Genomic DNA, 21435 nt, shown 5'->3' on the forward strand with positions numbered 1-21435 from the left:
ATTAGTCAGTTAGTAAAAATATCTCGTGGCAAGTAGCGCGGGGATATTCCCGGATGCCGGAGATGACGATCAACGCAGCTGCCGTTTCTCGAGTTTGCGCGCGAGCGTGCGGCGATGCATGCCGAGCCTGCGCGCGGCCTCGGAGATGTTGAAGTCGGTCTCCACCAGGGTCTGGTGGATATGCTCCCATTCCACCGTCTTGATCGAGGACGGGCGGGCGGCGAGTGGTGCGTCCGGGTCTCCCGCCTCGCGCTCGAACGCAGCTTCGATGTCGTCGGTGTTGGAGGGTTTGGCGAGATAATAGGATGCGCCCAGCTTGATGGCCTCGACGGCGGTGGCGATGCTGGCGAAGCCGGTCAGCACCACGATCCGCATCGTTGCATCCTGGGCATGCAGGGATTGAACGCAGGCTAGGCCGGAGGCGCCGCCGAGCTTGAGATCGACCACCGCGTAGCCGGGCGCGAAGTCGACGAGCAGCGCCGCAAGCTCCTCGTGGCTCGCGGCCACGCGCACCTGATAACCCCGGCGCTCGAACGAACGCTTGAGTGTCCGCGCGAAGGCTTCATCGTCCTCCACGATCACGAGCCGGCTGGCGTCGGTCATGCCTGGTTTCCCGCGGGGCGGGCGATCGAGTCGAGGGGCAGCCGAAGGCGCACCACTGCGCCGCCGCCCGGTCGATTTTCAGCGCTCGCGGAGCCGCCCAGCTTGCGCAGCACATTGACGAGAAGGAACAATCCCAGCCCTCCGCCCGCCCGGCCCTTGCTCGAGCGATAGGGCTGGCCGAACGTCTCGAGCATATCGGCGGGGAAACCCGGGCCGCGATCCGCGATCTCGATCACCAGATCGTCTCGCTCGCGCAGCGAGGTGATTCCGATCCAGTCGGGCGAGACCTCGGCCGCATTGTCGATGACATTGCCCAGTACCTGGCGGAGCGCGGGATCGGAGACGATGGGTACGTCGCCGCCGAAGCGGTCGATATAGTCGAGCGTCTCCGGCAACCGGCTGGTGCGCCAGTCGGCCACAACAGCATTGAGGAAGCCGCGCACCGTGGTGAATTCGGGGGCGACACCGCGGGCCTCCCCGGCGGAAAGCAGGATGCCGCTGACGATCGCCTTGCAGCGCGCGACTTCGGCCTGCATGTCGGCGATGTCCTGGCCAATATCCTTGTCTTGGACGAGCCGTGGCATGCGCTGCCAGTCGCCAAGGATGACCGACACCGAGGATAGCGGCGTCCCCAGTTCATGCGCCGCGCCCGAGGCGAGCAGGCCCATGCGGACGATATGGTCCTCCTCGGCAGCGCGCTGGCGGATGGCGGCAAGCGCGGCGTCCCGATCGCGCAGGTTGCGGCTGATGCGGGTGACGAAAAGGACGAGCAGCACCGCGATCAGCGCGAAGCAGACCATGCTGCCGGCGAGATAGAGTTGGAATGGATCTCCGAATGCCGGGGGGACCACCAGTGGCACCGGCTGGACGGCAATGGCCAGGAGCCCAAGGCTTGCGGCGCCGACGATCGTCCAGCTCGACCAGGGGCTGAGGAGCATCGCGCCGATCACCACCTGCAGCAGGAAAAGCGAGGCAAAGGGATTGGCGAGCCCGCCCGAGAAATGCAGCTGCCAGGCGAGCGCGACGACGTCGAGAAGCAGCGCTGCCGTGAGCTCGCTATTGGCGATGGCCCTGCGGCGGCCGAGCAGGGACTGGGTGGCGAGATTGATCGCTGCCAGCAACAGCGGCGCGACGAGCAGCGGGACGAGGGGCAGGCGTACGCCCATTGCGAAATGGACGATGGCGATGGTGAGTAGTTGCCCGCCGACCGCGATCCAGCGGAGCTGGACCAGCAGACGCATGTTGCGCTGGCCGGCATCGGTTTCGGGTGGAGGCTCGGCGCTGATCATGCCGGGGTGTCGTCCCGCCGGATCATCCGCGCCGCTGCCCACAACGCCAGGCCGGCAAGCGTGAACCAGGTGAGGGCGTAGAGGAGATGATTGTCGGTGAAGCGCACGACGGTGAGCCCTCCGACAGGGTAGCCGCCCGGATTGGGCGTTGCGTCGGCGTCGATGAAATAGGGGGCAACGCTGCCCAGTCCGCGCGCGGCGGCGATGGCGGTGACGTCGCGCGAATACCAGCGGTTTGCTGCCGGATCATTTGTCCGCAGGAAACCGCCGCCCGGCTCGCTGACGCGCAGCAGGCCGGTTGTCGTCACTATTCTATTGTCGCTCGTCTGCGGGCGCGTTGCCGGATCGCGCCGGTCGGGAGGTACGAAGCCGCGATTGACCAGCACGGTGAAGTCCGGCGTCTTGAGCGGCGTCAGCACCCAATAGCCACCGCCGCGTTCAGTGACGGCCTGCACCAGCGTCTCGCGATCGTGCAGGAAGCGGCCGGCGATCCGGATAGGGCGATAGGCGTCCTGCGCTGCGGAAATCCCGTTCCAGGCTGTCGGCCCGGGCGCCGGTACGGGTGCGGCGTGCACACGCGCGTCGACCGCCGCGATCAGGCTATGCTTCCATGCCCGCCGTTCGAGCTGCCACACACCCAGCGCCGCCAGCACCGCTGCGCAGAGTACCGCCGCCGTGGCGGCCCTCCACGCACGGGGCCGGCGTGCTGCGGTCACGGCAATTGGCTCGGGTCGTGCGGCATCGGCATCATGTTCGTGTTGAGGTGGTACATCACCCAGAGCGATCCGGAGAGCATGATCGCGACGATGATGATCGTGAAGATGAGCGCAGTCATCGTCCATCCGCCTTCGGCCTTGGGACTCATATGGAGGAAATAGACCATATGGACCACCATTTGTACCGCCGCGAACGCCATCACCGTCACGGCGGTGGTCACGTCGGAAAAGGGCCGCGCCATCACCAGCCAGAACGGAATGGCGGTGAGAACCACCGACAACAGGAAGCCGGTCGCATAGTCGCGCAGAGATCCGTGCGGGACCTCGATCTCGTGAGCGTGCGGATCGTGGCTCATCGCAGCATTCCCATCAGATAGACGAAGGTGAAGACGCCGATCCAGATGACGTCGAGGAAGTGCCAGAACAGGCTGAGGCACATCAGCCGGCGCCTGTTGGCCGGGATCAGCCCGAAGCGGCGCACCTGGACCATCAGCGTGACCAGCCAGATGGTGCCGAAGGTTACGTGCAGCCCATGGGTGCCAACCAGCGTGAAGAAAGCCGAAAGGAAGGCGCTGCGCCAGGGACCGGCGCCCTCATGGATCAGGTGGTTGAACTCATAGAGTTCGATGCCGAGGAACGCCGCGCCGAACAATCCGGTGACGGCGAGCCAGAACAGCACCTGGCCACGCTGCCCGCGCTGCATCGTCAGCATCGCGAAGCCATAGGTGATCGACGAGAAGAGCAGCATCGCTGTGTTGAGCGCGACGAGGGGGAGGTCGAACAGGTCGCGGGGGCCCGGGCCGGCCGCATAGCTGCCGCCGAGCACCGCGTAGGTGGCGAAGAGGATCGCGAAGATGAGGCAGTCGCTCATCAGATAGATCCAGAAGCCAAGCATGGTGCTGTGGCCTTCCGGATGCGCATGCTCGTCGAGGTCGTAGAAGCGGACGGTCTCGTCCGCGACGGGAAGCGTAGTGGTGGTCACGGCGTCAGGCTCCCGCAGCGAGCAGGCGGGTGCGCGCCGCCTCGGTTTCGGCGACAGTCTCGGCCGGGATGTCGAAATCGCGCTTGTAGTTGAAGGTATGAATGATCGTGGTGGCGATCAGCGAGACCAGGCCGACCACCACCAGCCACCAGACATGCCAGATCAGCGCGAAGCCGATCAGCGTGCTGATGCCGGCCAGGACCACGCCGGCGCCGGTGTTGCTCGGCATATGGATCGGGCGGAAGCCGGTCACCGGGCGTTCGGCGTTATGGCTCTTCATGTCATGCCACGCGTCGAGCGAATGGATCACCGGCGTGAATGCGAAATTATAGTCGGGCGGCGGCGACGAGGTCGCCCATTCGAGAGTGCGCCCGTTCCACGGATCGCCGGTGGTATCCACCAGTTCCTCCCGCCTCCAGATGCTCACCGCGAACTGGATGAGCATCGCGGCGATCCCGACGGCGATGACGACCGCGCCGATCGCGGCGATCACGAAGAAGATCTGAAGCGACGAATCGTCGAACACGCGCATGCGCCGCGTCACGCCCATCAGGCCCAGGATGTAGAGCGGCATGAAGGCGAGCCAGAACCCCGTCACCCAGCACCAGAAGCTCACCTTGCCCCAGAACGGGTCGAGCCTGAAGCCGAACGCCTTGGGCCACCAATAGTTGATCGCCGCGAACAGGCCGAACAGCACGCCGCCGATGATCACATTGTGGAAGTGCGCGATCAGGAACAGCGAGTTGTGCAGCACGAAGTCGGCCGGCGGTACCGCGAGCAGCACACCGGTCATGCCGCCAACCACGAAGGTGAGCATGAAGGCGACTGTCCACATCATTGGCAGTTCGAAGCGGATTCGGCCGCGATACATGGTGAAGAGCCAGTTGAAGAGTTTTGCGCCGGTCGGGATCGAGATCACCATCGTCGTGATGCCGAAGAAGCTGTTGACGCTGGCGCCCGATCCCATGGTGAAGAAATGGTGCAGCCAGACGAGGTAGCTCAGGATCGTGATGACGATCGTGGCATAGACCATCGAGGTATAGCCGAAGAGCTTCTTGCCGGAGAAGGTCGAGGTCACTTCCGAGAAGACCCCGAACAGCGGCAGGATCAGGATATAGACCTCGGGATGACCCCAGATCCAGATCAGGTTCACGTACATCATCGGGCTGCCGCCGAAGTCGTTCGTGAAGAAATTGGTACCGGCATAGCGATCGAGGCCGAGGAGCGTGAGCACGGCGGTGAGCACCGGGAAGGACGCGACGATCAGCACGTTGGTGCACAGCGAGGTCCAGGTGAAGACCGGCATCTTCATCAGGCCCATGCCCGGCGCGCGCAACTTCAGGATCGTCACGATCAGGTTGATGCCCGATAGGGTCGTCCCCACACCCGCGACCTGAAGCGCCCATATGTAATAATCGACGCCGACGCCGGGACTGTAGGTAAGCCCCGACAAGGGCGGATAGGCGAGCCAGCCGGTCTGGGCGAACTCGCCGACGAACAGCGATACCATCACCAGCACCGCGCCGCCGGTCGTCATCCAGAAGCTGAAATTGTTGAGGAAGGGGAAGGAGACGTCGCGCGCGCCGATCTGCAGCGGCACGATATAGTTCATCAGGCCGGTGACGAACGGCATCGCCACGAAGAAGATCATGATCACGCCGTGCGCGGTGAAGATCTGGTCGTAGTGATGGGCCGGCAGATATCCGTCCGATCCGTTGAACGCGACCGCCTGCTGGAGTCGCATCATGATCGCATCGGCGAAGCCGCGTAGAAACATCACCAGTCCCAGGATCATGTACATGATCCCGATTTTCTTGTGGTCGACGCTGGTGAACCACTCCTTCCAGAGATAGCCCCAGAGCCGGTAGCGCGTGAGCAGGCCGATCACGGCGAGGCCACCAAGCGCGACGGCCGCGAAGGTCGCGAGGAGGATCGGCTCGTGCAGCGGCAGCACGTCAAGCGAGAGCTTGCCCAGGATCGGGCTGACGGGTGCGGGGTGTTGAATCATGGCTGACCAGCGATCACGAAAGAGGGCGCGGCCGGATTTCGGACGCGAAATTTGGGGCGGGCGGGGTCGACCGATTGGGCAGCGGCAGGCCGGCGCCGGCAAGCGGGGCGAGGTTGCCGGGACGGATCGGCGCGCGCAGCATCGGCGTCATCGGCGCGGCACACATCGCGCCGACGAAATTACGGTTCGCGAACGGCCCGCTGCCGCGACCGGCGAATTTGTCATAGGCCAGCTCGCGCACATTATAGAGGCCGGCCTTGCCCAGCCCGCCGCGCGCGTCGATCGCCATCATGTCGTGCATGCACATCTTGCCTGGCTCGACGCAGAGGTTGGTCACTGCATCGAAGAGCCCGGCTTCGACCTTGGCGAAGCGGCGTACCGGTTCCTGCTCGCTCGGGCGCTCGAGCTTCAGATAGGCGGCGCGATCGAGCGTGCCGCCACCCCGACGCGCCTCGGCCACCCAGGCGTCGAACGCGCCGGGACCAAGGCTGCGGGCGCGGAAGCGCATCGAGGAGAAGCCGGCGCCGCTATAATTGGCCGAGAAACCGCTGAAGTCGCCAGTCTTGTCGAACACGGCGTTGAGCGGCGTCTCCATGCCTGGCATCGCATAGATCTGCCCGGCGAGCGCCGGGATGTAGAAGGAATTCATCACCGACGAGGCGGAGATGCGGAAACGCACCGGCCGGCCGGCCGGCGCCGCCATCTCGTTGACCGTCGCGATGCCGAGTTCGGGATAGATGAACAGCCATTTCCAGTCGAGCGCGACGACCTGCACTTCGAGCGGGCGCACATCCGCCGCGACCGGCTTGCCGGGTGCGGTGCGGGCGAGCGGCCGATAGGGGTCGAGTAGATGGGTGCCCACCCAGGTCAGCGCGCCAAGACAGATGATGATCAGCAGCGGCGCCGCCCAGATGACCAGTTCGAGGCTGGTCGAATGATCCCAGTCGGGGTCGTAGCGCGCTTCCTTGTTGGCGGCACGATAGCGCCAGGCGAACAGGCCGGTCAGGGCCATCACCGGCAGGATGATCACCAGCATCAGGGCGGTGGATGCTATCACCAGATTACCCTGCTGACGCGCGACGTCGCCGGCGGGGTCGAGCACGACCATGTTGCATCCGCCGAGCATTGCGGCTGAGAGGAGCGGCAACAGGAGGCGAATCCGGCGACGAGCGGAGGGGGGGCTGGGGTTGCGCATTCGGCGCGCCTAGTCGGGTTATGCTGCACCGCACATAGGACATTTTGTCCAATCCCCCGAACGGTTCGGAGCAGGCTAGAGGGCCGGAAGCCGGCACACCGGATTCCTGGAATTGAAGAATTGCGCCTGCGCGCCCTGTTGCAGAAAGTTCGAACCCGATGAGCGGTGAAACCGTCCCCACCCTTCAGGCAGAGCGGGATGCGCGCGCGCTGCACGCCCATGGCCACCGTATCGCGCCGGGTGAGATCGCGATCGGCGTGATCATCGGGCGCACGTCCGAGTTCTTCGACTTCTTCGTTTATGCGATTGCCTCGGTGCTGGTGTTTCCGAAGCTGATCTTCCCGTTCCTCGATCCGCTCAGCGGCACGCTGTGGTCGTTCGCGATCTTCGCGCTGGCGTTCCTGGCGCGGCCGGTGGGCACGCTGATCTTCATGGGTGTCGACCACGCTTATGGCCGTGGCACGAAGCTCACCGCGGCGCTGTTCCTGCTCGGGGGCTCAACTGCGGCGATCGCCTTCGTGCCCGGCTATGAGACGATCGGCATCGGCGCCGCCGTGCTGCTCGCGCTCTTTCGGATGGGACAGGGCGTGGCGCTGGGGGGCTCGTGGGACGGCCTCGCCTCGCTGCTGGCGCTCAACGCGCCGGCGAACCGGCGCGGCTGGTACGCGATGATCCCGCAACTCGGCGCGCCGCTCGGCCTGATCGTGGCGAGCCTGTTGTTCGCCTTCTTCGTGTCGGAGCTGTCGGCGGAGGATTTCCTGGGCTGGGGCTGGCGCTATCCGTTCTTCGTCGCCTTTGCGATCAACGTGGTCGCGCTGTTCGCTCGGCTGCGCATCGTGGTGACGCCTGAATATGCGCGGCTCTTCGAAGACCGCGCGCTACAGCCCGCCCCGATCAGCGAGACGCTACGCTTCGAATGGCGCACCGTCGCGATGGGCGCCTTCGCGCCGCTGGCGAGCTTCGCGATGTTCCACATGGTGACGGTGTTCCCGCTTTCCTGGGTGTTCCTCTATACCGGCGACAGCCCCGCGCGCTTCCTGGTGATCGAAGCGGTCGCGGCCGTGGTCGGCACGCTTGCCATCATCGGTTCCGGCCTGCTGGCGGACCGTTTCGGCCGGCGTACCTTGCTCGGGATGTCGGCAGCCGCCATCGCTGCGTTCAGCGGTTTCGCGCCGCAATTGCTCGCGGCGGGCGAGACGGGCGAAATCGCGTTCATGCTGATCGGTTTCGCGCTGCTTGGCCTTTCCTTCGGACAGGCTTCGGGCGCTCTTTCATCGAGCTTCTCGCAGCCGCATCGCTATACCGGTTCAGGTCTGACGTCGGATCTCGCCTGGCTGTTCGGGGCGGGCTTCGCGCCATTGGCCGCACTGCTGCTGGCAAGCCGGTTCGGCCTTCTGGCGGCCGGGGCATATCTGCTCTCGGGGGCTGTCGGCACGCTGCTGGCTCTCTGGCTCAATCGCGAACTGGGCCGTGTCATCGAATAGGATGGGCACGGGCGATGGGACGGCTTCGATCAACCGAAGGTGAAGGCGAACGCCTGGGCCCCGGGGTTGAGGAACTCGATGTCGAAAAGCCGTTCGCGGACCGGGCCTGCCTGCCGGATCAACTGGTACAGCCGCTGCTCGGTCACGATCCCCGAGCCGCCCGGCGTCACGTCGACGCCGTGATCGGCGCCTGGAACCTTGCCGTCGATCGTCACCTTGAACCGGACCGGTCGATGGTCAGCCGATGGCCCCAGCACCAGATGGAGATCCCGCGCCCGGAAGCGATAGGCGATCCGGCCGCCCGCGGCATCGGCGGATGCATGCTCGGCGCCGATCGTCCACCTGCCGGCCAGAGCCCAGTCATTGAGTCTGGAAAGCGCCGGCGCCGTATAGTCATGGGGAGCATCCCTGATGCCACCGCCGGGCGATATGAAATTCTCCGCCCGCGCATAGCCGATATAGGTTTCGGGTGACCGGACGTCCCGGCCGCTGGCAGCGCCAACGCCGCGCGCATCGACCTTGACGATGGTCATGTCGCCGACGGCATTGCCGTTTTCGGCGAGGAGGCGCTGGATCACCTTCTCGGATTCGGCATAACCGCCCTCGCCGAAATGATGATAGCGGATGCGGCCCTGGCCATCGATGAAATAATGCGCCGGCCAATAGCGATTGGAGAAGGCGCGCCAGATCGCGCGATCATTGTCGAGCGCGACCGGATAGCCGATACCGAGATCGCGAACCGCGGCCCGCACATTGGCGGGGTCCTTCTCGAATGCGAACTCGGGTGCATGCACCCCGATCACCACCAGCCCCTGCGCCTTGTATTTTTCCGCCCAGGCCCGGACATAGGGGAGCGTGCGCAGGCAGTTGATGCATGAATAGGTCCAGAAATCGACAAGCACGACCTTGCCGCGCAGTTCCTCCCGCGTCAGCGGCGGCGAGTTTATCCATTCCGTCGCGCCCGACAGGGGCGGCATCACGCCTTCGATCGCCAGCGCGTTCCCCTCCGCCATGGCGGCTGACGGCATGTCCTTGCCTGGATTGAACCGGTCGAGCAGCGACTGCTCGACGCTCGCCGTGCCCGACAGCGAGAGACGGGTGAGCAGTCCGGTATCGAGCCCCAGCGCGATCGCCGCGACACCGAGAAGGACTGCCGCGCCAAGCCCGCGCCGGATCCATTCGCTGATCCCCAGCGACCGCTTCATCGCCGCAAAGACCTTGCCGCCCACCAGCAGGGCAAGCGCCAGCGAGGTCGCCGCGCCGGCGGCATAGGCAAGCAGCAGCAGCGTCGTCTGCGCGCTCGCGCCCTGCAGCGCGGCACCGGTCAGGAGGAGGCCGAGGACCGGCCCGGCGCAGGGCGCCCAAAGCAGGCCCGTCGCGACGCCAAGCAGCAGCGACGCGGCGAAAGTCGATGCGGCGTTCCGGCCCGCGGTCGCCGATTGCGAAAGCCGCGAGCCAAGCTGGACCAGCGGCCGGGTCGCCTGATCGGCGAGGGCGGGAAACAGCAGCAGCAACCCGAAACCGGCCAGGATGACCAGTGCCGCCAGTCGCCCATAGCTGTTCGCCTGCACAGCCCAGCCGCCGCCGACCGAAGCCAGGGTGGCGACCCCGGCAAAGGTGACCGCCATGCCGAGCAGGAGTGGCAGGCCGCTGCGGGCGAAGGGCTGGTCGGCGCGTGCGAAGACGAACGGCAGGACCGGCAGGATGCAGGGGCTGACGATCGTCAGCGCACCGCCAAGATAGGCCAGGAGGAAAAGGATCATGAGCGTGCGCTTCCGGCCGTTGGAGTCGATTCCTATACGTCGCAGATGCGGCGTCGGTTACCTCCCACAGTCTTTTCTCGCAGAGAAGGCTATGGCTGAAAACGCCGATCATGGAATAGGTCGCCCAGACTGGCGAGTGCGGGGCAAGGGAGTCTTTCAGGTGACGGATCAGGAGCCAATCCATCTTTTCTCTTACGGGACGCTGCGCCGTTCCGACGTTCAGATGGCGTCCTTCGGCCGGCTCCTTGACGGATCGGAAGACGCCTTGCCGGGATATCGCGCGGCCTTGGTGGAGATCACCGACCCTATGGTCCTGGCGACCAGCGGTGAGCGTTTCCACCCGATCATCGAGCCGAGCTCTTCACCCGATGACGAGGTGCGCGGTACCGTTTTCCGGATCACCGAGGCTGAACTCCGGGCCGCCGACGCTTACGAGGTTTCGGACTATGTACGGGAGCGCGTAAGGCTGAAATCGGGCGTCGATGCATGGGTCTATGTCAGTGCGGCAAATCGGCGCCAGGCAGGTCGCCTGGAATCCCTGATCGTCGCCGAGGAGCGAGCCTTTGGCCTTCTCGACACGCTGGAGAGAGCCGGTGTCATCGCCGCTGGCCGGACGGAACTGGAAATCGAGCGAGACATCTTCACCATCGCGTCGCGGGATTTCGGGGTGCGCGAGCATTGGCACGACCGGGTCGTGCGCGCCGGGATCAACGCCTTGTGCATAGCCGGCGAAGAGGCCCCCGATCGCGTCGTTGCCGAGGATGATATCGTCTTTCTCGATCTCGGGCCGGTGTTCGAAGGGTGGGAAGCGGATGTGGGGCGCAGCTATGTCGTCGGCAACGATCCGGAAAAACACAGGCTCGTCGCGGATCTCGAGATAATATTCGGCCTGGTCGAACGGCGGTTCGAGAAAGATCGGGACATTACGGGCGCTCAGCTCTACGCCGCAGCGCTGGAGGAAGCGGAGAAACGCGGCTGGCGGTTCGGCGGGAAGATCGCCGGCCACCTCGTCGGCAGGTTTCCCTATGCGCGCTCTCCCGCCGCGAGGGATGGTGGTCGAATCAGCCCCGGCAACCCGCAGCGGATGCGCGATCCCGATCCCAACGGACAGCCGCGTCACTGGATCCTCGAAATTCACCTCGTATCGCCTGACGGCTCCTTCGGCGGTTTCTACGAAAGACTTTTGCGGAGAACCCAAGGCGTTTAGCCCCGACGAGACTTGGTGAGGTTCGGTCGCGCCCTTCATTCCTGCGCTGGTGCCAGACTGGCCGCTTGATCCTCCGGCGTTTGCTACGGGCGTCAGGGCAGAGTTTGCCAATCCGACGATCGAACCAGCCGGAATCGTCCGTGAGATTGAGTCGAGCTTGCGGCTATCGCGCCGTTCCCGTCGTGACAGGGCGATTGCCCGCTATGCCTCAGGCGTGAAGCCCTCATCTGCCCGGCACAGGTCAACCCATTGGGCGTCGGTCAGGGCGGCCAGCCGCTCCGGCGTCAGGCAGACCGAGGCCGTACGGGAACCAGCGGCCGGATAGACGCTGTCGAAGCTCCTCAGCGAAATATCGCAGTAGATTGGTAGCGGGTTCGCCAGTCCGAACGGGCAAACGCCGCCTGGGGGATGGCCTGTGACGAACTCTACCTCGTCTGCGCCGAGCATGCGCGGGCGGCCACCCAGCGTCGCCTTGGTCTTGCTATTGTCGAGCCGGGCATCGCCGCGGGTCACGACCAGTATGACGGTTTCCTTGACCCGCAGCGACAGCGTCTTCGCGATGCGGCCGGGTTCGACACCGAGCGTGGCGGCGGCCTCGGCGACTGTCGCCGTGCTCGCCGCCTGCTCGATGATCGCGATATCGGGGGCCTTCTCCGCGAAGAAGGCCCTGACCGATTCGAGGCTCATCAGGCGTTGATCTTGTCCTTGAGCGCCTTGGCTGCGGTGAAACCGAGCTTCTTCGAGGCGGCGATCTGGATGGTGGCGCCATTGGCCGGGTTGCGGCCTTCGCGCGCTGGGCTCTGCTTCACCTTGAACTTGCCGAAGCCGTTGAGCGAGATTTCTTCGCCGGCGACGGCCGCGTCGGTGATCGCACCGAGGACGGCGTCGACCAGCTTCTTCGCGTCGGCCTTGGTCAGGTCGTTGGCTGCGGCGATCTTGTCGGCGAGGTCGGCGTTGTTCATTTGTATCTCCATTGAAATGAAGCGACGCCCGCTAGCGATGACGGTGCCGCAGGTCCATGGCAAATCAGGCAAACGCGTCGAACTTTTCGTCGCGCCGGTCGCCGGAGGCGGCATGGCGATATGACGAGGCGCGTTGACTTGCCTCGCGGGTCTCGGTCGTGTCATCCTGGACGAGACGCGAACGACAAAGGATCGCGGGGCTTTTGACGAGAGGATTGGCGATGGTGCGATCGGGGCTTGCGATGGCGCTCGGCCTTGCCCTTTCCGCCTGTGGCGGTGCCGGCATGGACGGCAATGCGGCTGATAATGCTGCAGCCAAGGTGATCACCGCTACCGACAATGTCGCCACCGGCGGTCCGGCACCTGGAGCGCTTGACGTCTGGACGGGCAAGCATCCCTCGGAAAAGATCGACGGCGTCACCTTTCTTGGCCAGCCATCGGTCAAGGCGGCGGTTATTGCCGTCGTTCCCAGCGGGAAGGTCCGCGATTTCGTGTTCGGATATAACGGCCCCGATGCGCCGATCGTGAAAAAGGACGGACGTCTCCTCGCCTGGGGCTGCGAAGCGCATAATTGCGGCTATCACAACTGGTCGATCGCGATCACCCCGGACGGATCGAACGCCGAAGTCTGTTTCTACCAGGATGACGCGAAAGCCGATGGCCCGTCGACCTGGTATGTCGCGGGCGGCAAGACCGAACAACGGCCGGGGAATTGTCCGTCCCAATAGCCGGCCATGCATGGCGCCGCCGTCTCGCACGTCAGCGGGGAATTCATATCGCCTTCGCCATGCGCGTCGTTAAACCAAGCTTCGTTTGATCGATCGCTTGGCTTCCCGTGAGAAGACAGGAGCACCATTATCGAAGGCCTTGATCGTCTCGACGATGTCGAACGCCGCCGATGTCGATCTTACTTCAAAGGCGATGCGAATCTCGCAATTCCAGTCGTCGCGGCGATAGCGGCTGACCCGCTCGCCCGACCAGATGCCACTATTGGGATCGCCACGCGTAATCCTCGCGACCGTATTGGGACCATAGCCTGATAGTTGCGTGCCATTGGCGCAGGTCCGGGGCTTGTCGGGCCAGACACCCGAGACGCTCAGCCGGCCATCCTCGTCGGTCGTCTTCACCACGACGTCGCCCTTGTCCGGCGCGATCGGCACGATACGGACCGGCATCGCCGCTTCGATCGGCGGCGACACGCGGATCGGCAGGGTCAATGTGCTGCCCCCCGGCTCCAGCGTGAGTGTCGGGCTGTCGGGAGAGGGCCAGGCCAACGGCCACAGCCCCTCGGAGATGGCGAGCCTCAGGCGTTCGCCCGCCTTCAGCCGCTGGGCAATGAACCCGAGCGAAATCTCCACCTCGACTGGCTTGCCCGGGATCAGCCGGCGCGGCGCATCATGCCCATCGCGATGAGTCAGGTTGAGCAGGCCATAGGCAAGCCGCCACGACGTGCCGTCCGGCATCACCTTGCACAGCCGCGCGGCGACCTGCGCGACCGGCTTGTCGGCGGCCACGCGCAGCCTGACCGTCGGGACGCCTAGCAGATCCATATCGGCCTCGAGCGGCGCAAGGTCATAAGTGATCGAAAGAGCATCGTCGGCCCGCTGGTCGCCCGGCATTTCCTCCTGTCCGAAGGGCACCCATTCCGGCGTTTTCAGTCCGACCGCATTGTGCGATTGATGGCGGCGTGTGGAAGCTGGCCCGGGGCTTGGCGAGAGACCCTTGTCGGTCAGATATAGCCTGCGCGGCCGGATATGTCGCGATGGCCACACCGCTTCCGCCGCCCACTCGCCCGGCATCTCGCCCGGGGCGGATTGGGCAGCGGTTGCGGTCGGCCGGTAGAAGCGCAGCATGGGCTCTTCCATGATGCCGGTGTCTTCGCCGCGCAGCCACTGCGACCACCAGCGTATCTCCTCGAACGCCCAGTCGAGCGCCGGGCCGGGGCCACGGAGCCAGGGATAGGTATGGCCCCAGGGGCCGACCAGCGCCTTGCGGAGGCAGGTGAGGCCTTCGAGCAGTCGTGGCACCGAATGGACATAGGCGTCGGCCCAGCCGCCTACGACATAGGTCGGGCATTTCACCGCGGCATAGTCGAACCTGAGCGATCCGTGCCGCCAATAGGCATCCTCGTGCTGATGCTCGGTCCAGCGGGCGATGATCGGCGGGGACGCCTCGAGCCGCTCCTGCCACATCCGTTTCCAGGCCGGGCCGGCAATGGCAGGGTCCGGTGGGCCGGCCATGACGGCCTTGAAGTTGGTCCCCCATTTGAAGTTCGTCAGGCCGAGGCAGCCCCCGATATAATGGGCGTCGTCGGTGTAGCGACGGTCCGAACAGGCCATCGGCATGATCGCCTTCAGCGCAGGCGGGTTGAGCATGGCGGTCTGGAGCGTGGAAAAGCCGCCCCAGGAAATACCGCGCATGCCGACCGAACCGTTGCACCAGGGCTGGCTGGCAAGCCAGGCGATGATCTGCGCGGCGTCATCCTGCTCGCTCGCGAGATATTCGTCGTGCAGCAATCCCTCGGAATCACCCGAGCCGCGGATGTCGATACGGGCAAAGCCGATGCCGTGGCTGGCGAGTGTTTCGCCCCAATAATCGTCCGCCGCGCTATAGGCATCGCGGGTACGATAGGGGATATATTCGAGGACGACCGGTGCCGGTTTCGTCTCCGCATGAGCCGGCAGCCAGAGCCGGCCGCACAGCCGGATACCGTCGCGCATCTCTATTCGCACGACATCGATGCGTTTCACCTCGCCCTTTTCAGGCAGATTCCAGGGTGCGCGGCCACCGGCCCGGGCGACCGCGCTTCGCCCGAGGGCAAGCCCGGCGACTGTCGCTGCCAGAAAATCCCGGCGTGAATTCAGCATGGTCATGACCCCCTCCGCCCCGGAAAACCGGCATCCATGCCGTTCACCGGTCGTTTTCGGCACAGCCTGCGGGGAACCTCCTCGCGTCACCAATGCCTTTTTGCAATGCCATCATAGATTTTCGGTGGCGCGCTGATAGACAGGCGAGCTTATCCTGCGCCGCGCCATCCCGCTCTGCCCGAGATATCGAATTTCGGGACACCTGTTCTGCCCACAGCCGTCGACGATCCTCCATCCGCGCCCCGGGAACCGACCATTGCCCAGGCCAGGCAGATGCTGGGTACCGATCCGGCTGGGGCGGTGGCGGTCGCGCGAGCGCTTCTGAAACGCGCTCCTCACGCGATGGAGATACGCTTCATCCTCGGCGCGGCGCTTCGCCGCTGCGGCGATCTGCGCGAAGCGCTGGCGGTGCTTGCTCCGCTCACCGACGCTCGGCCTGACGCATGGGGGCTCCACTACGAACACGGGATGACGCTGGCGGCGCTCGGTCAGGAGGCAGCCGCGTCCGCCGCTCTGACGCGCGCGACCGCGGCCAATCCCAATTCGTCGCTGGCATGGCATGCCCTTGGAGATCAGCTGCTCCTGACCGGCCAGCCGGTCGACGCCAGGGAGGCTCAGTCGCGCCCGCTGCCGGGCAGTCTCGGCGACGGGATGTTTGCCGAGGGAGCGAGCGCGCTGTTCGACGGTCGCGAGGGTGCGACGGACATGTTGAGGACGCGCTTCGGTCTGGACCTGAACGATGTGGCGGCACTGTGCCTTCTGGCCGATGTCGGTATGCGCCTGGGGCGTGACGAGTCCGTTCTGCCGCTCCTCGCGGCCGCGACCCGGCTTGCGCCCGGCTATCTCCCGGCATGCTATCGTGAGGCGATTGTTCGTCATCGGCTTGACCGGCCGCAGGCAGCCCTTGCGGCGATCGATCCGGTGATTGCCGCGCGGCCCGGTGTCGCCTTGTACCAGGCACTGCGTGCGGCGATTCACTTGCAACTCGGGTACGAAGGGCAGGCGGTGGAGGATTTCGCCGCGGCGCTTGCGCTTGATCGGAACGATGCTCACGTCTGGCACGGCTATGGTCACGCCCTACGCGCGGTCGGACGACAGGCCGATGCCGTGGACGCCTATCGCCAGGCGCTCGCCCGGGCGCCGGCGTCTGGTGAAGTCTATTGGAGCCTCGCCAATCTCAAGACCTGGCGTTTCGAATCCGCGGATGTCGATCGCATGGAAACTCTTCTCTCGGACAGGGAGCTGTCTTCGGAGGATCGCTGCTACCTGCATTTCGCGCTCGGCAAGGCAAAGGAGGACGACGCGCGTTTCGCCGATTCTTTCGAGCACTATCGGCAGGGAAACGCGGCGCGACGCGTGACGCTTCCCTATGACGCGGCGGCCCATGCCGATTTCGTCCATCGCACGATCGCGACGTTCAGTCCGGATTTCCTTGCGGCACGATCGGGCGTTGGCCTTGATTCCGCCGCTCCGATCTTCGTGCTCGGCATGCCGCGATCGGGGTCAACGCTGATCGAACAGATCCTGGCCAGTCACAGCGCGGTCGAGGGCGCGTCCGAATTGCCGGACGTCACGGCAATGGCACGGCATCTGGCGAGGCGCGAGAGCAAGTCGCATGCCTATCCCGGTTCGCTTGCGGATATGCCGCCGGTCGCTTTTGCCGAACTCGGCGCAGAATATCTTGAACGGACGCGTGTGCGGCGATCTTCGGGGCGGCCTTTTTTCGTCGACAAGTTTCCCGGCAATTTCCTCCATGTCGGGCTGATCCACCTGATGCTGCCAAAGGCGCGGATTATCGATGTGCGCCGCAACCCGCTCGCTTGCTGCGTCTCGTTGTTCAGGCAATGCTTTGCCCAGGGGCAGGCGTATAGCTACGACCTGGCCGATCTCGGCAGCTACTTCGTTCAGTATGAAAAGCTGATGGCGCACTTCGCCACGGTTCTTCCCGGTCGCATCCTGCGCGTGTCGTACGAGGATCTGGTCGACGATCCGGAGCTTCAATCGCGCCGGCTGCTCGACTATTGCGGGCTCGATTTCGAGATGGGCTGCCTGAGGTTCTTCGAGACCGACCGGGCAGTCCGGACGCCGAGTTCGGAGCAGGTGCGACGCCCGATCTTTCGCGACGGGCTTGATCAATGGCGTCGTTTCGAGCCATGGCTCGGGCCGCTGGTCGGAGCCTTGGGGGCGCTCCCGGACGAAGGCGCGGCGCGGCCATGATGCCTATATTGGATGCGCCCATCCGATTATTTTGCTTTCCGCTTGGGCCGAATCGCGAGACCTTCGGCATCAATCGGGGGCAGGCCCCGGACAATCACAAGCTGACGCCCATGCAGGCTCGAGGCTGTGACGGACGGGCCTGATATACACTTTCGTCAAAATGGGGGGCTAATGACAAAGTCATATGAAAAATCGGGCCGGATGAGCCGTCGTGCGCGGTTGCTGGCGATCCTGATGGTATCCGGTGCAAGCCTTGTGGCGGTCGCGCCCGGCACTGCCTTCGCTGCTTCCGATCCTTCCCCGGCGACCCCTCCGGTAGCGACACAGGCCCAGGACGCAGAGGGTGCACCGGCAGACTCGGCTAAGAGCGGGGAACTCGCCGATATCGTCGTCACCGCCAATCGCTCCGGCGCCGAATCCCTGCAGAAGGTGGCGATGGCCGTCTCCGTGGTGAACGTCGACCAGATCACCAAGTCGGGGCAGGGCAACCTGTCCGATCTCGCCAAGTTCACGCCCTCGCTGTCCATCACCGAAGGCGCGCCGGGCTACCAGAAGTTCAATATGCGCGGCCTTTCGACGGGCGGCTATGCCTCGTCGGACACATCCGATCGCTCACTGGTCGCAGTGTATCTCGACGACACGCCGATCTCGGTGCAGGGGCAGACGCCCGACCTCAAGGTCTATGATCTTGAGCGCGTCGAAATCCTGCGCGGGCCGCAGGGAACGCTCTACGGGGCCGGCTCGATGGCCGGTACCGTCCGGTTCGTGACCGCCAAGCCCGATCTCAACCGGATGTTCGGAACGGCCGAAGCCGGTGTCTCGACGACCGAGCACGGGGCGGCCAGCTACAATTTTCGCGGGATGGTCAATCTGCCCGTCGTGTCCGATCAGCTTGCGGTGCGGGCGAATTTCTATGTCGGTCGCGACGGCGGCTACATCGACAATATCGGCACCTACAACAAGCAGAATGCCAACAGCAATCGCACCTATCAGGGGCGCGTCGCCATCCGCTGGACGCCCACTCCCGACCTGACGTTTGATGCGAGCATGACCTATGAGCGCAGCATCGCGAACGGCCTCAGCACGGGCCTGAGCGGACTTGCGCCCTACACCGTCTCGACCAACGGGCCAGAGGGTACCGACGATCGTTTCCGGCTCTACACGCTGGGCGCCGACTATGATGTCGGTTTCGCCAACCTGGTCGTCACCGGTGCCTATACCGATCGTGCGATCGGCTTCGATGCCGAGCCCGGTCCGCAGATCGGCTATTTCTTCCAGGACTATAGCGGCGGTACGCTGCCGATAAGTTCGACCACCTATCCGCTGTTCAAGGCACCGACCAAGTACGACCAGTCGGTCACCAACAAGATCCCGGCCGAGCTGTATCAGATCGATCAGAAGCTCAAGGACTATATGGGCGAAATCCGCCTGGTTTCGAAGGATGGCGGCGCGGTCAAATGGACCGTTGGTGCTTTCTACGAGAAGCAGAAGCGCCATCTCCGGCAGGATATCCCGACGCCCGGCTTCGATACGCTTTCCTACATGAATTACTTCTACGGCCCGTTCAACACGCCGAACGGCAAATATGATTCGAAGCTGGTCGATGGCGCGTTCCAGTCGAACGACATCTTCTCGGGCCTCCAGGACATCGACGAGCACCAGATTGCGGCTTATGCCGACGGCACCTGGCACGTCACCGACAAGCTCGATCTGACGGCTGGCCTGCGCTACTTCAACTTCAAGGAAAAATATTACCTATTCGAGGCCGGCGTCTATGGCGTGGTCAACCATGTGCCGTTGACGACGAACGCAACGCTGAAATCGGACGGCGTCAACCCGCGCGGGAACATCTCCTACAAGATCAACGACAATGTCATGATCTATGGCGAGGTCGCCAAGGGCTTCCGCTATGGCGGCGGCAACCAGCCGGTGCCGCTTGGCACGCAGGGCGTTGCCGGCCAGTGCACCCAGAATCTCGCGGCTTATGGGTATAGCGCCGCACCGCTGACCTTCGGGCCCGACAAGCTCTGGAACTACACGATCGGCGAAAAGGCCAAGCTCGCCGGGGGGCGGATCACCCTGAACGCCAGCGCTTATTATATCGACTGGTCCGACGTGCAGACCCGCCTGCGCCTCGATTGCTCCTATTTCTTCACTGACAACAAGGGCAAGATCACCAGCAAGGGTGTCGAGCTGGAGACGATGATCAAGGCGAGTCCGGAGATCACCCTGGTCGGCAGCGGATCTTACAACAGCTCAAAGGCCAAGGGCGATATCCCGACGGTCGGTGCGTTCGATGGCGACCGGACGCCTTATTTCCCGGCCTGGACCGGCTCGGCATCGATCTTCTACGATCGGGATGTCGGCCCGGGCCAGTTGCATCTCCAGGCGAGCTATCAGTACCAGTCCGAGCAATATACGACGTTCAACAATTTCGCGACCAAGATCGTGAACGGGGTCCTGACCAAGAACGGCCCGAACTCGTCCTATGCGGTCATCCCGGAATCGAACAATGTCAGCGCGTCGATCGCCTATGATATCGGCAATATCGAGCTGGGCGTGTTCGGCAATAACCTGACCAATGGCGTGAAGATCACCAACGTCGCCCGCGCCACCTATTACCAGGTCTATCAGGCGGGCGACCGGGTAACCTATGCTCGGCCGCGGACGATCGGTTTCCGGGCGAAGGTGAAGTTCTGAGGCTTTTGCCCAGAAGGTCGAAGGGGGTGGCGCATGCCGCCCCCTTTTTTGTCTGCGCCTGACGAGAACGGACTGAAGCAGATCCTTCGCGCCGTGATGAAGGAACGTTGGAGAGTTTTGTCATGCCTGTCTGGGCATGACTGCTCGGGCATGAGGAATATTATAAAATAAAATCATATTCTTGTGCGCGTAATGTGTCGTATTTGTTGTTGGAGAGTGTGACATAATCAGTGCGGCGGAGCATGGCGATTCAGGGCAAAACCTTCCCGCTCAGGCGATGCCGTCGATACCATGCCGCACTCTGGCTGCCGATCAGGCGGGCGAGATCGCCTTCCACGATCGCCATGTCGACGACATGGAAGCCCCAGTCGGGATAGTCGGTGTCGCCGACCGTCGCGGTGCCGATAACGGTGTCGGCGAGGTCGGTCGCGGTGCCCGATTCTACATGAACCGACAGATAGGAAAAGCCATTCCGGACCGTGCATTCGGCCGATAAAAGGCCCGGCATCCGCACGAAGCGGGTTGGCACTGACTTGCCCTTTGCCGACCAGATGGCAGGCTGCTTGAACTGCGCGACGCCGCCGCGCCACCATGGGAAGCCGAGCAGGGGATCAAGCGGTGCCTTGCCGCCCTCCAGCTTCGCCGGGTTGGTGCACCCCGCCTCCAGTTCGGCAACCGACGTGCCGATCAGCGGCGAGCGGCCGAACAGGCCGTTCGCCGGTGGCGGATTGGTGTCGCGATAGCTTGCCCAGGTGAGGACGCATCCGGTCTCAGCCCCCGAACGGCAGAGCGGCGTGGCCTTGAGGTCGCCGCCGACATGCTTGCCATAGGGTACCATCACCGAGACACCGGGCAGGATCGCGGAGAGCATGCGTCGCTGGATTGGCTTGCCGTCGATCTCTTCGACCAGCAGACGCTTCAGCATCGCCGAGCCCTGACTGTGTCCGACGAGCACGAACGGGCGTCCGCCATTGTCACGCGCCAGATAATCGCGCCAGGCCGCAAGAACATCGGCATAGGGCAGGGCGAAGTCCTCGGCCGACGGCGCGACACCCTTGCGCATAGCAGCCCGCAGCGCCGGCAGCGTCACCTGGCGGTAGATCGGTGCGAAGATACGGCACTTGTCGCGGAGCGGGGCGGCCTGCGAGGCGACCATGCCCTGTTCCTGGCGATCCGGAATCATGTCGCTGTGCATCGTCTCGTCCATCGACGTGGTCGGATAGACATAGAAGCAATCGGCCCTGGGCTGGCTTGCCGTCACGGGCCGGTCGGCCTTGATCGCACCCTCAACGGCGATGACCGTCGCGGCCATGTCACCCGAGCAGACGTCAGTCCGGCGGGGCCGACACAGCCAGGTTTCGGGACGACGATAGTCGTTCGGCGCGGGTGCCTGCGCGGCCGTCGCGGCGATCAGGAGAAACAGGCTCATGGTCGATCCTTAA

General features: G+C 64.4%; 17 protein-coding genes. 5 read left to right on the plus strand and 12 right to left on the minus strand.

Translation table 11 applies throughout. From position 1 onward, the window contains the following. Window positions 1–69: 69 nt before the first annotated feature. Genes NDN01_RS06155 through cyoA form a run of 7 tightly spaced genes read right to left on the minus strand, consistent with a single transcriptional unit; the run spans window position 70 to window position 6793 of the window. Window positions 70–603 (minus strand): response regulator transcription factor, encoded by a 534-nt coding sequence (locus NDN01_RS06155; RefSeq protein ID WP_272626488.1) that lies wholly within the window; start codon window positions 601–603, stop codon window positions 70–72. After that, a complete protein-coding gene (locus tag NDN01_RS06160) occupies window positions 600–1892 on the minus strand; it encodes an ATP-binding protein (protein ID WP_272626489.1) in 1293 nt (430 codons plus the stop codon). Before NDN01_RS06160 ends, NDN01_RS06155 begins: the two co-directional genes overlap by 4 nt. Then, entirely contained in the window at window positions 1889–2608 is a 720-nt protein-coding gene (locus tag NDN01_RS06165) for an SURF1 family protein (protein ID WP_272626490.1), read from the minus strand. Before NDN01_RS06165 ends, NDN01_RS06160 begins: the two co-directional genes overlap by 4 nt. Next, on the minus strand, window positions 2605–2964 hold the full coding sequence (cyoD, locus tag NDN01_RS06170) for a cytochrome o ubiquinol oxidase subunit IV (RefSeq protein WP_272626491.1): 360 nt from the start codon (window positions 2962–2964) through the stop codon (window positions 2605–2607). Before cyoD ends, NDN01_RS06165 begins: the two co-directional genes overlap by 4 nt. Next, entirely contained in the window at window positions 2961–3590 is a 630-nt protein-coding gene (cyoC, locus tag NDN01_RS06175) for a cytochrome o ubiquinol oxidase subunit III (protein ID WP_272626492.1), read from the minus strand. Before cyoC ends, cyoD begins: the two co-directional genes overlap by 4 nt. Window positions 3591–3594: 4 nt before the next feature. Then, the gene (gene cyoB / locus NDN01_RS06180) at window positions 3595–5598 is read right to left on the minus strand and encodes a cytochrome o ubiquinol oxidase subunit I (RefSeq protein WP_272626493.1); all 2004 of its coding nucleotides are present in this window, start codon (window positions 5596–5598) and stop codon (window positions 3595–3597) included. Window positions 5599–5611: 13 nt separating this feature from the next. Beyond that, window positions 5612–6793: a ubiquinol oxidase subunit II gene (gene cyoA / locus NDN01_RS06185; protein ID WP_272626494.1), complete on the minus strand. Its 1182-nt coding sequence runs from the start codon at window positions 6791–6793 to the stop codon at window positions 5612–5614. Window positions 6794–6951: 158 nt separating this feature from the next. Between cyoA and NDN01_RS06190 the strand changes: the two genes are divergently transcribed. Further along, a complete protein-coding gene (locus NDN01_RS06190; RefSeq protein ID WP_272626495.1) occupies window positions 6952–8277 on the plus strand; it encodes an MFS transporter in 1326 nt (441 codons plus the stop codon). A gap of 29 nt (window positions 8278–8306) precedes the next feature. Here NDN01_RS06190 and NDN01_RS06195 read toward each other — a convergent pair whose 3' ends face one another. After that, on the minus strand, window positions 8307–10040 hold the full coding sequence (locus NDN01_RS06195; protein ID WP_272626496.1) for a cytochrome c biogenesis protein DipZ: 1734 nt from the start codon (window positions 10038–10040) through the stop codon (window positions 8307–8309). 160 nt (window positions 10041–10200) lie between these two features. Here NDN01_RS06195 and NDN01_RS06200 point away from each other — a divergent pair, with 160 nt between their 5' ends. Continuing rightward, window positions 10201–11247, plus strand: a complete 1047-nt coding sequence (locus tag NDN01_RS06200) for a M24 family metallopeptidase (protein WP_272626497.1) — start codon at window positions 10201–10203, stop codon at window positions 11245–11247. Window positions 11248–11448: 201 nt separating this feature from the next. Here the strand turns inward: NDN01_RS06200 and NDN01_RS06205 are convergent, their stop codons facing one another. Together NDN01_RS06205 and NDN01_RS06210 are read right to left on the minus strand one after the other, a co-directional pair. After that, entirely contained in the window at window positions 11449–11934 is a 486-nt protein-coding gene (locus NDN01_RS06205) for a YbaK/EbsC family protein (RefSeq protein ID WP_272626498.1), read from the minus strand. Further along, the gene (locus NDN01_RS06210; protein ID WP_272626499.1) at window positions 11934–12209 is read right to left on the minus strand and encodes an HU family DNA-binding protein; all 276 of its coding nucleotides are present in this window, start codon (window positions 12207–12209) and stop codon (window positions 11934–11936) included. Before NDN01_RS06210 ends, NDN01_RS06205 begins: the two co-directional genes overlap by 1 nt. A gap of 221 nt (window positions 12210–12430) precedes the next feature. Between NDN01_RS06210 and NDN01_RS06215 the strand changes: the two genes are divergently transcribed. After that, the gene (locus NDN01_RS06215) at window positions 12431–12937 is read left to right on the plus strand and encodes a hypothetical protein (RefSeq protein WP_272626500.1); all 507 of its coding nucleotides are present in this window, start codon (window positions 12431–12433) and stop codon (window positions 12935–12937) included. Window positions 12938–13006: 69 nt separating this feature from the next. Here NDN01_RS06215 and NDN01_RS06220 read toward each other — a convergent pair whose 3' ends face one another. Beyond that, window positions 13007–15082: a CocE/NonD family hydrolase gene (locus NDN01_RS06220; RefSeq protein WP_272626501.1), complete on the minus strand. Its 2076-nt coding sequence runs from the start codon at window positions 15080–15082 to the stop codon at window positions 13007–13009. A 267-nt stretch (window positions 15083–15349) separates the two neighbouring features. Here NDN01_RS06220 and NDN01_RS06225 point away from each other — a divergent pair, with 267 nt between their 5' ends. Beyond that, window positions 15350–17293, plus strand: a complete 1944-nt coding sequence (locus NDN01_RS06225; protein WP_272626502.1) for a tetratricopeptide repeat-containing sulfotransferase family protein — start codon at window positions 15350–15352, stop codon at window positions 17291–17293. Between the two features lie 201 nt (window positions 17294–17494). Then, a complete protein-coding gene (locus NDN01_RS06230) occupies window positions 17495–19993 on the plus strand; it encodes a TonB-dependent receptor (RefSeq protein ID WP_272626503.1) in 2499 nt (832 codons plus the stop codon). A gap of 250 nt (window positions 19994–20243) precedes the next feature. Here the strand turns inward: NDN01_RS06230 and NDN01_RS06235 are convergent, their stop codons facing one another. Then, window positions 20244–21422: a DUF3089 domain-containing protein gene (locus NDN01_RS06235; protein WP_272626504.1), complete on the minus strand. Its 1179-nt coding sequence runs from the start codon at window positions 21420–21422 to the stop codon at window positions 20244–20246. Window positions 21423–21435 lie beyond the last annotated feature (13 nt).

It is taken from the genome of Sphingomonas sp. QA11 (assembly GCF_028473665.1).
In the GTDB taxonomy this organism is placed as follows: domain Bacteria; phylum Pseudomonadota; class Alphaproteobacteria; order Sphingomonadales; family Sphingomonadaceae; genus Sphingomonas; species Sphingomonas phytovorans.

What these genes read in the sequence shown, in the direction of transcription:
- NDN01_RS06195 (WP_272626496.1), bottom strand. Translation starts at nt 10,040, where the DNA reads ATGATCCTTTTCCTCCTGGCCTATCTTGGCGGTGCGCTGACGATCGTC.
- cyoA (WP_272626494.1), bottom strand. Translation starts at nt 6,793, where the DNA reads ATGCGCAACCCCAGCCCCCCCTCCGCTCGTCGCCGGATTCGCCTCCTG.
- cyoB (WP_272626493.1), bottom strand. Translation starts at nt 5,598, where the DNA reads ATGATTCAACACCCCGCACCCGTCAGCCCGATCCTGGGCAAGCTCTCG.
- NDN01_RS06155 (WP_272626488.1), bottom strand. Translation starts at nt 603, where the DNA reads ATGACCGACGCCAGCCGGCTCGTGATCGTGGAGGACGATGAAGCCTTC.
- NDN01_RS06160 (WP_272626489.1), bottom strand. Translation starts at nt 1,892, where the DNA reads ATGATCAGCGCCGAGCCTCCACCCGAAACCGATGCCGGCCAGCGCAAC.
- NDN01_RS06215 (WP_272626500.1), top strand. Translation starts at nt 12,431, where the DNA reads ATGGTGCGATCGGGGCTTGCGATGGCGCTCGGCCTTGCCCTTTCCGCC.
- NDN01_RS06205 (WP_272626498.1), bottom strand. Translation starts at nt 11,934, where the DNA reads ATGAGCCTCGAATCGGTCAGGGCCTTCTTCGCGGAGAAGGCCCCCGAT.
- NDN01_RS06190 (WP_272626495.1), top strand. Translation starts at nt 6,952, where the DNA reads ATGAGCGGTGAAACCGTCCCCACCCTTCAGGCAGAGCGGGATGCGCGC.
- NDN01_RS06230 (WP_272626503.1), top strand. Translation starts at nt 17,495, where the DNA reads ATGAGCCGTCGTGCGCGGTTGCTGGCGATCCTGATGGTATCCGGTGCA.
- NDN01_RS06225 (WP_272626502.1), top strand. Translation starts at nt 15,350, where the DNA reads ATGCTGGGTACCGATCCGGCTGGGGCGGTGGCGGTCGCGCGAGCGCTT.
- NDN01_RS06210 (WP_272626499.1), bottom strand. Translation starts at nt 12,209, where the DNA reads ATGAACAACGCCGACCTCGCCGACAAGATCGCCGCAGCCAACGACCTG.
- NDN01_RS06220 (WP_272626501.1), bottom strand. Translation starts at nt 15,082, where the DNA reads ATGACCATGCTGAATTCACGCCGGGATTTTCTGGCAGCGACAGTCGCC.
- NDN01_RS06235 (WP_272626504.1), bottom strand. Translation starts at nt 21,422, where the DNA reads ATGAGCCTGTTTCTCCTGATCGCCGCGACGGCCGCGCAGGCACCCGCG.
- cyoD (WP_272626491.1), bottom strand. Translation starts at nt 2,964, where the DNA reads ATGAGCCACGATCCGCACGCTCACGAGATCGAGGTCCCGCACGGATCT.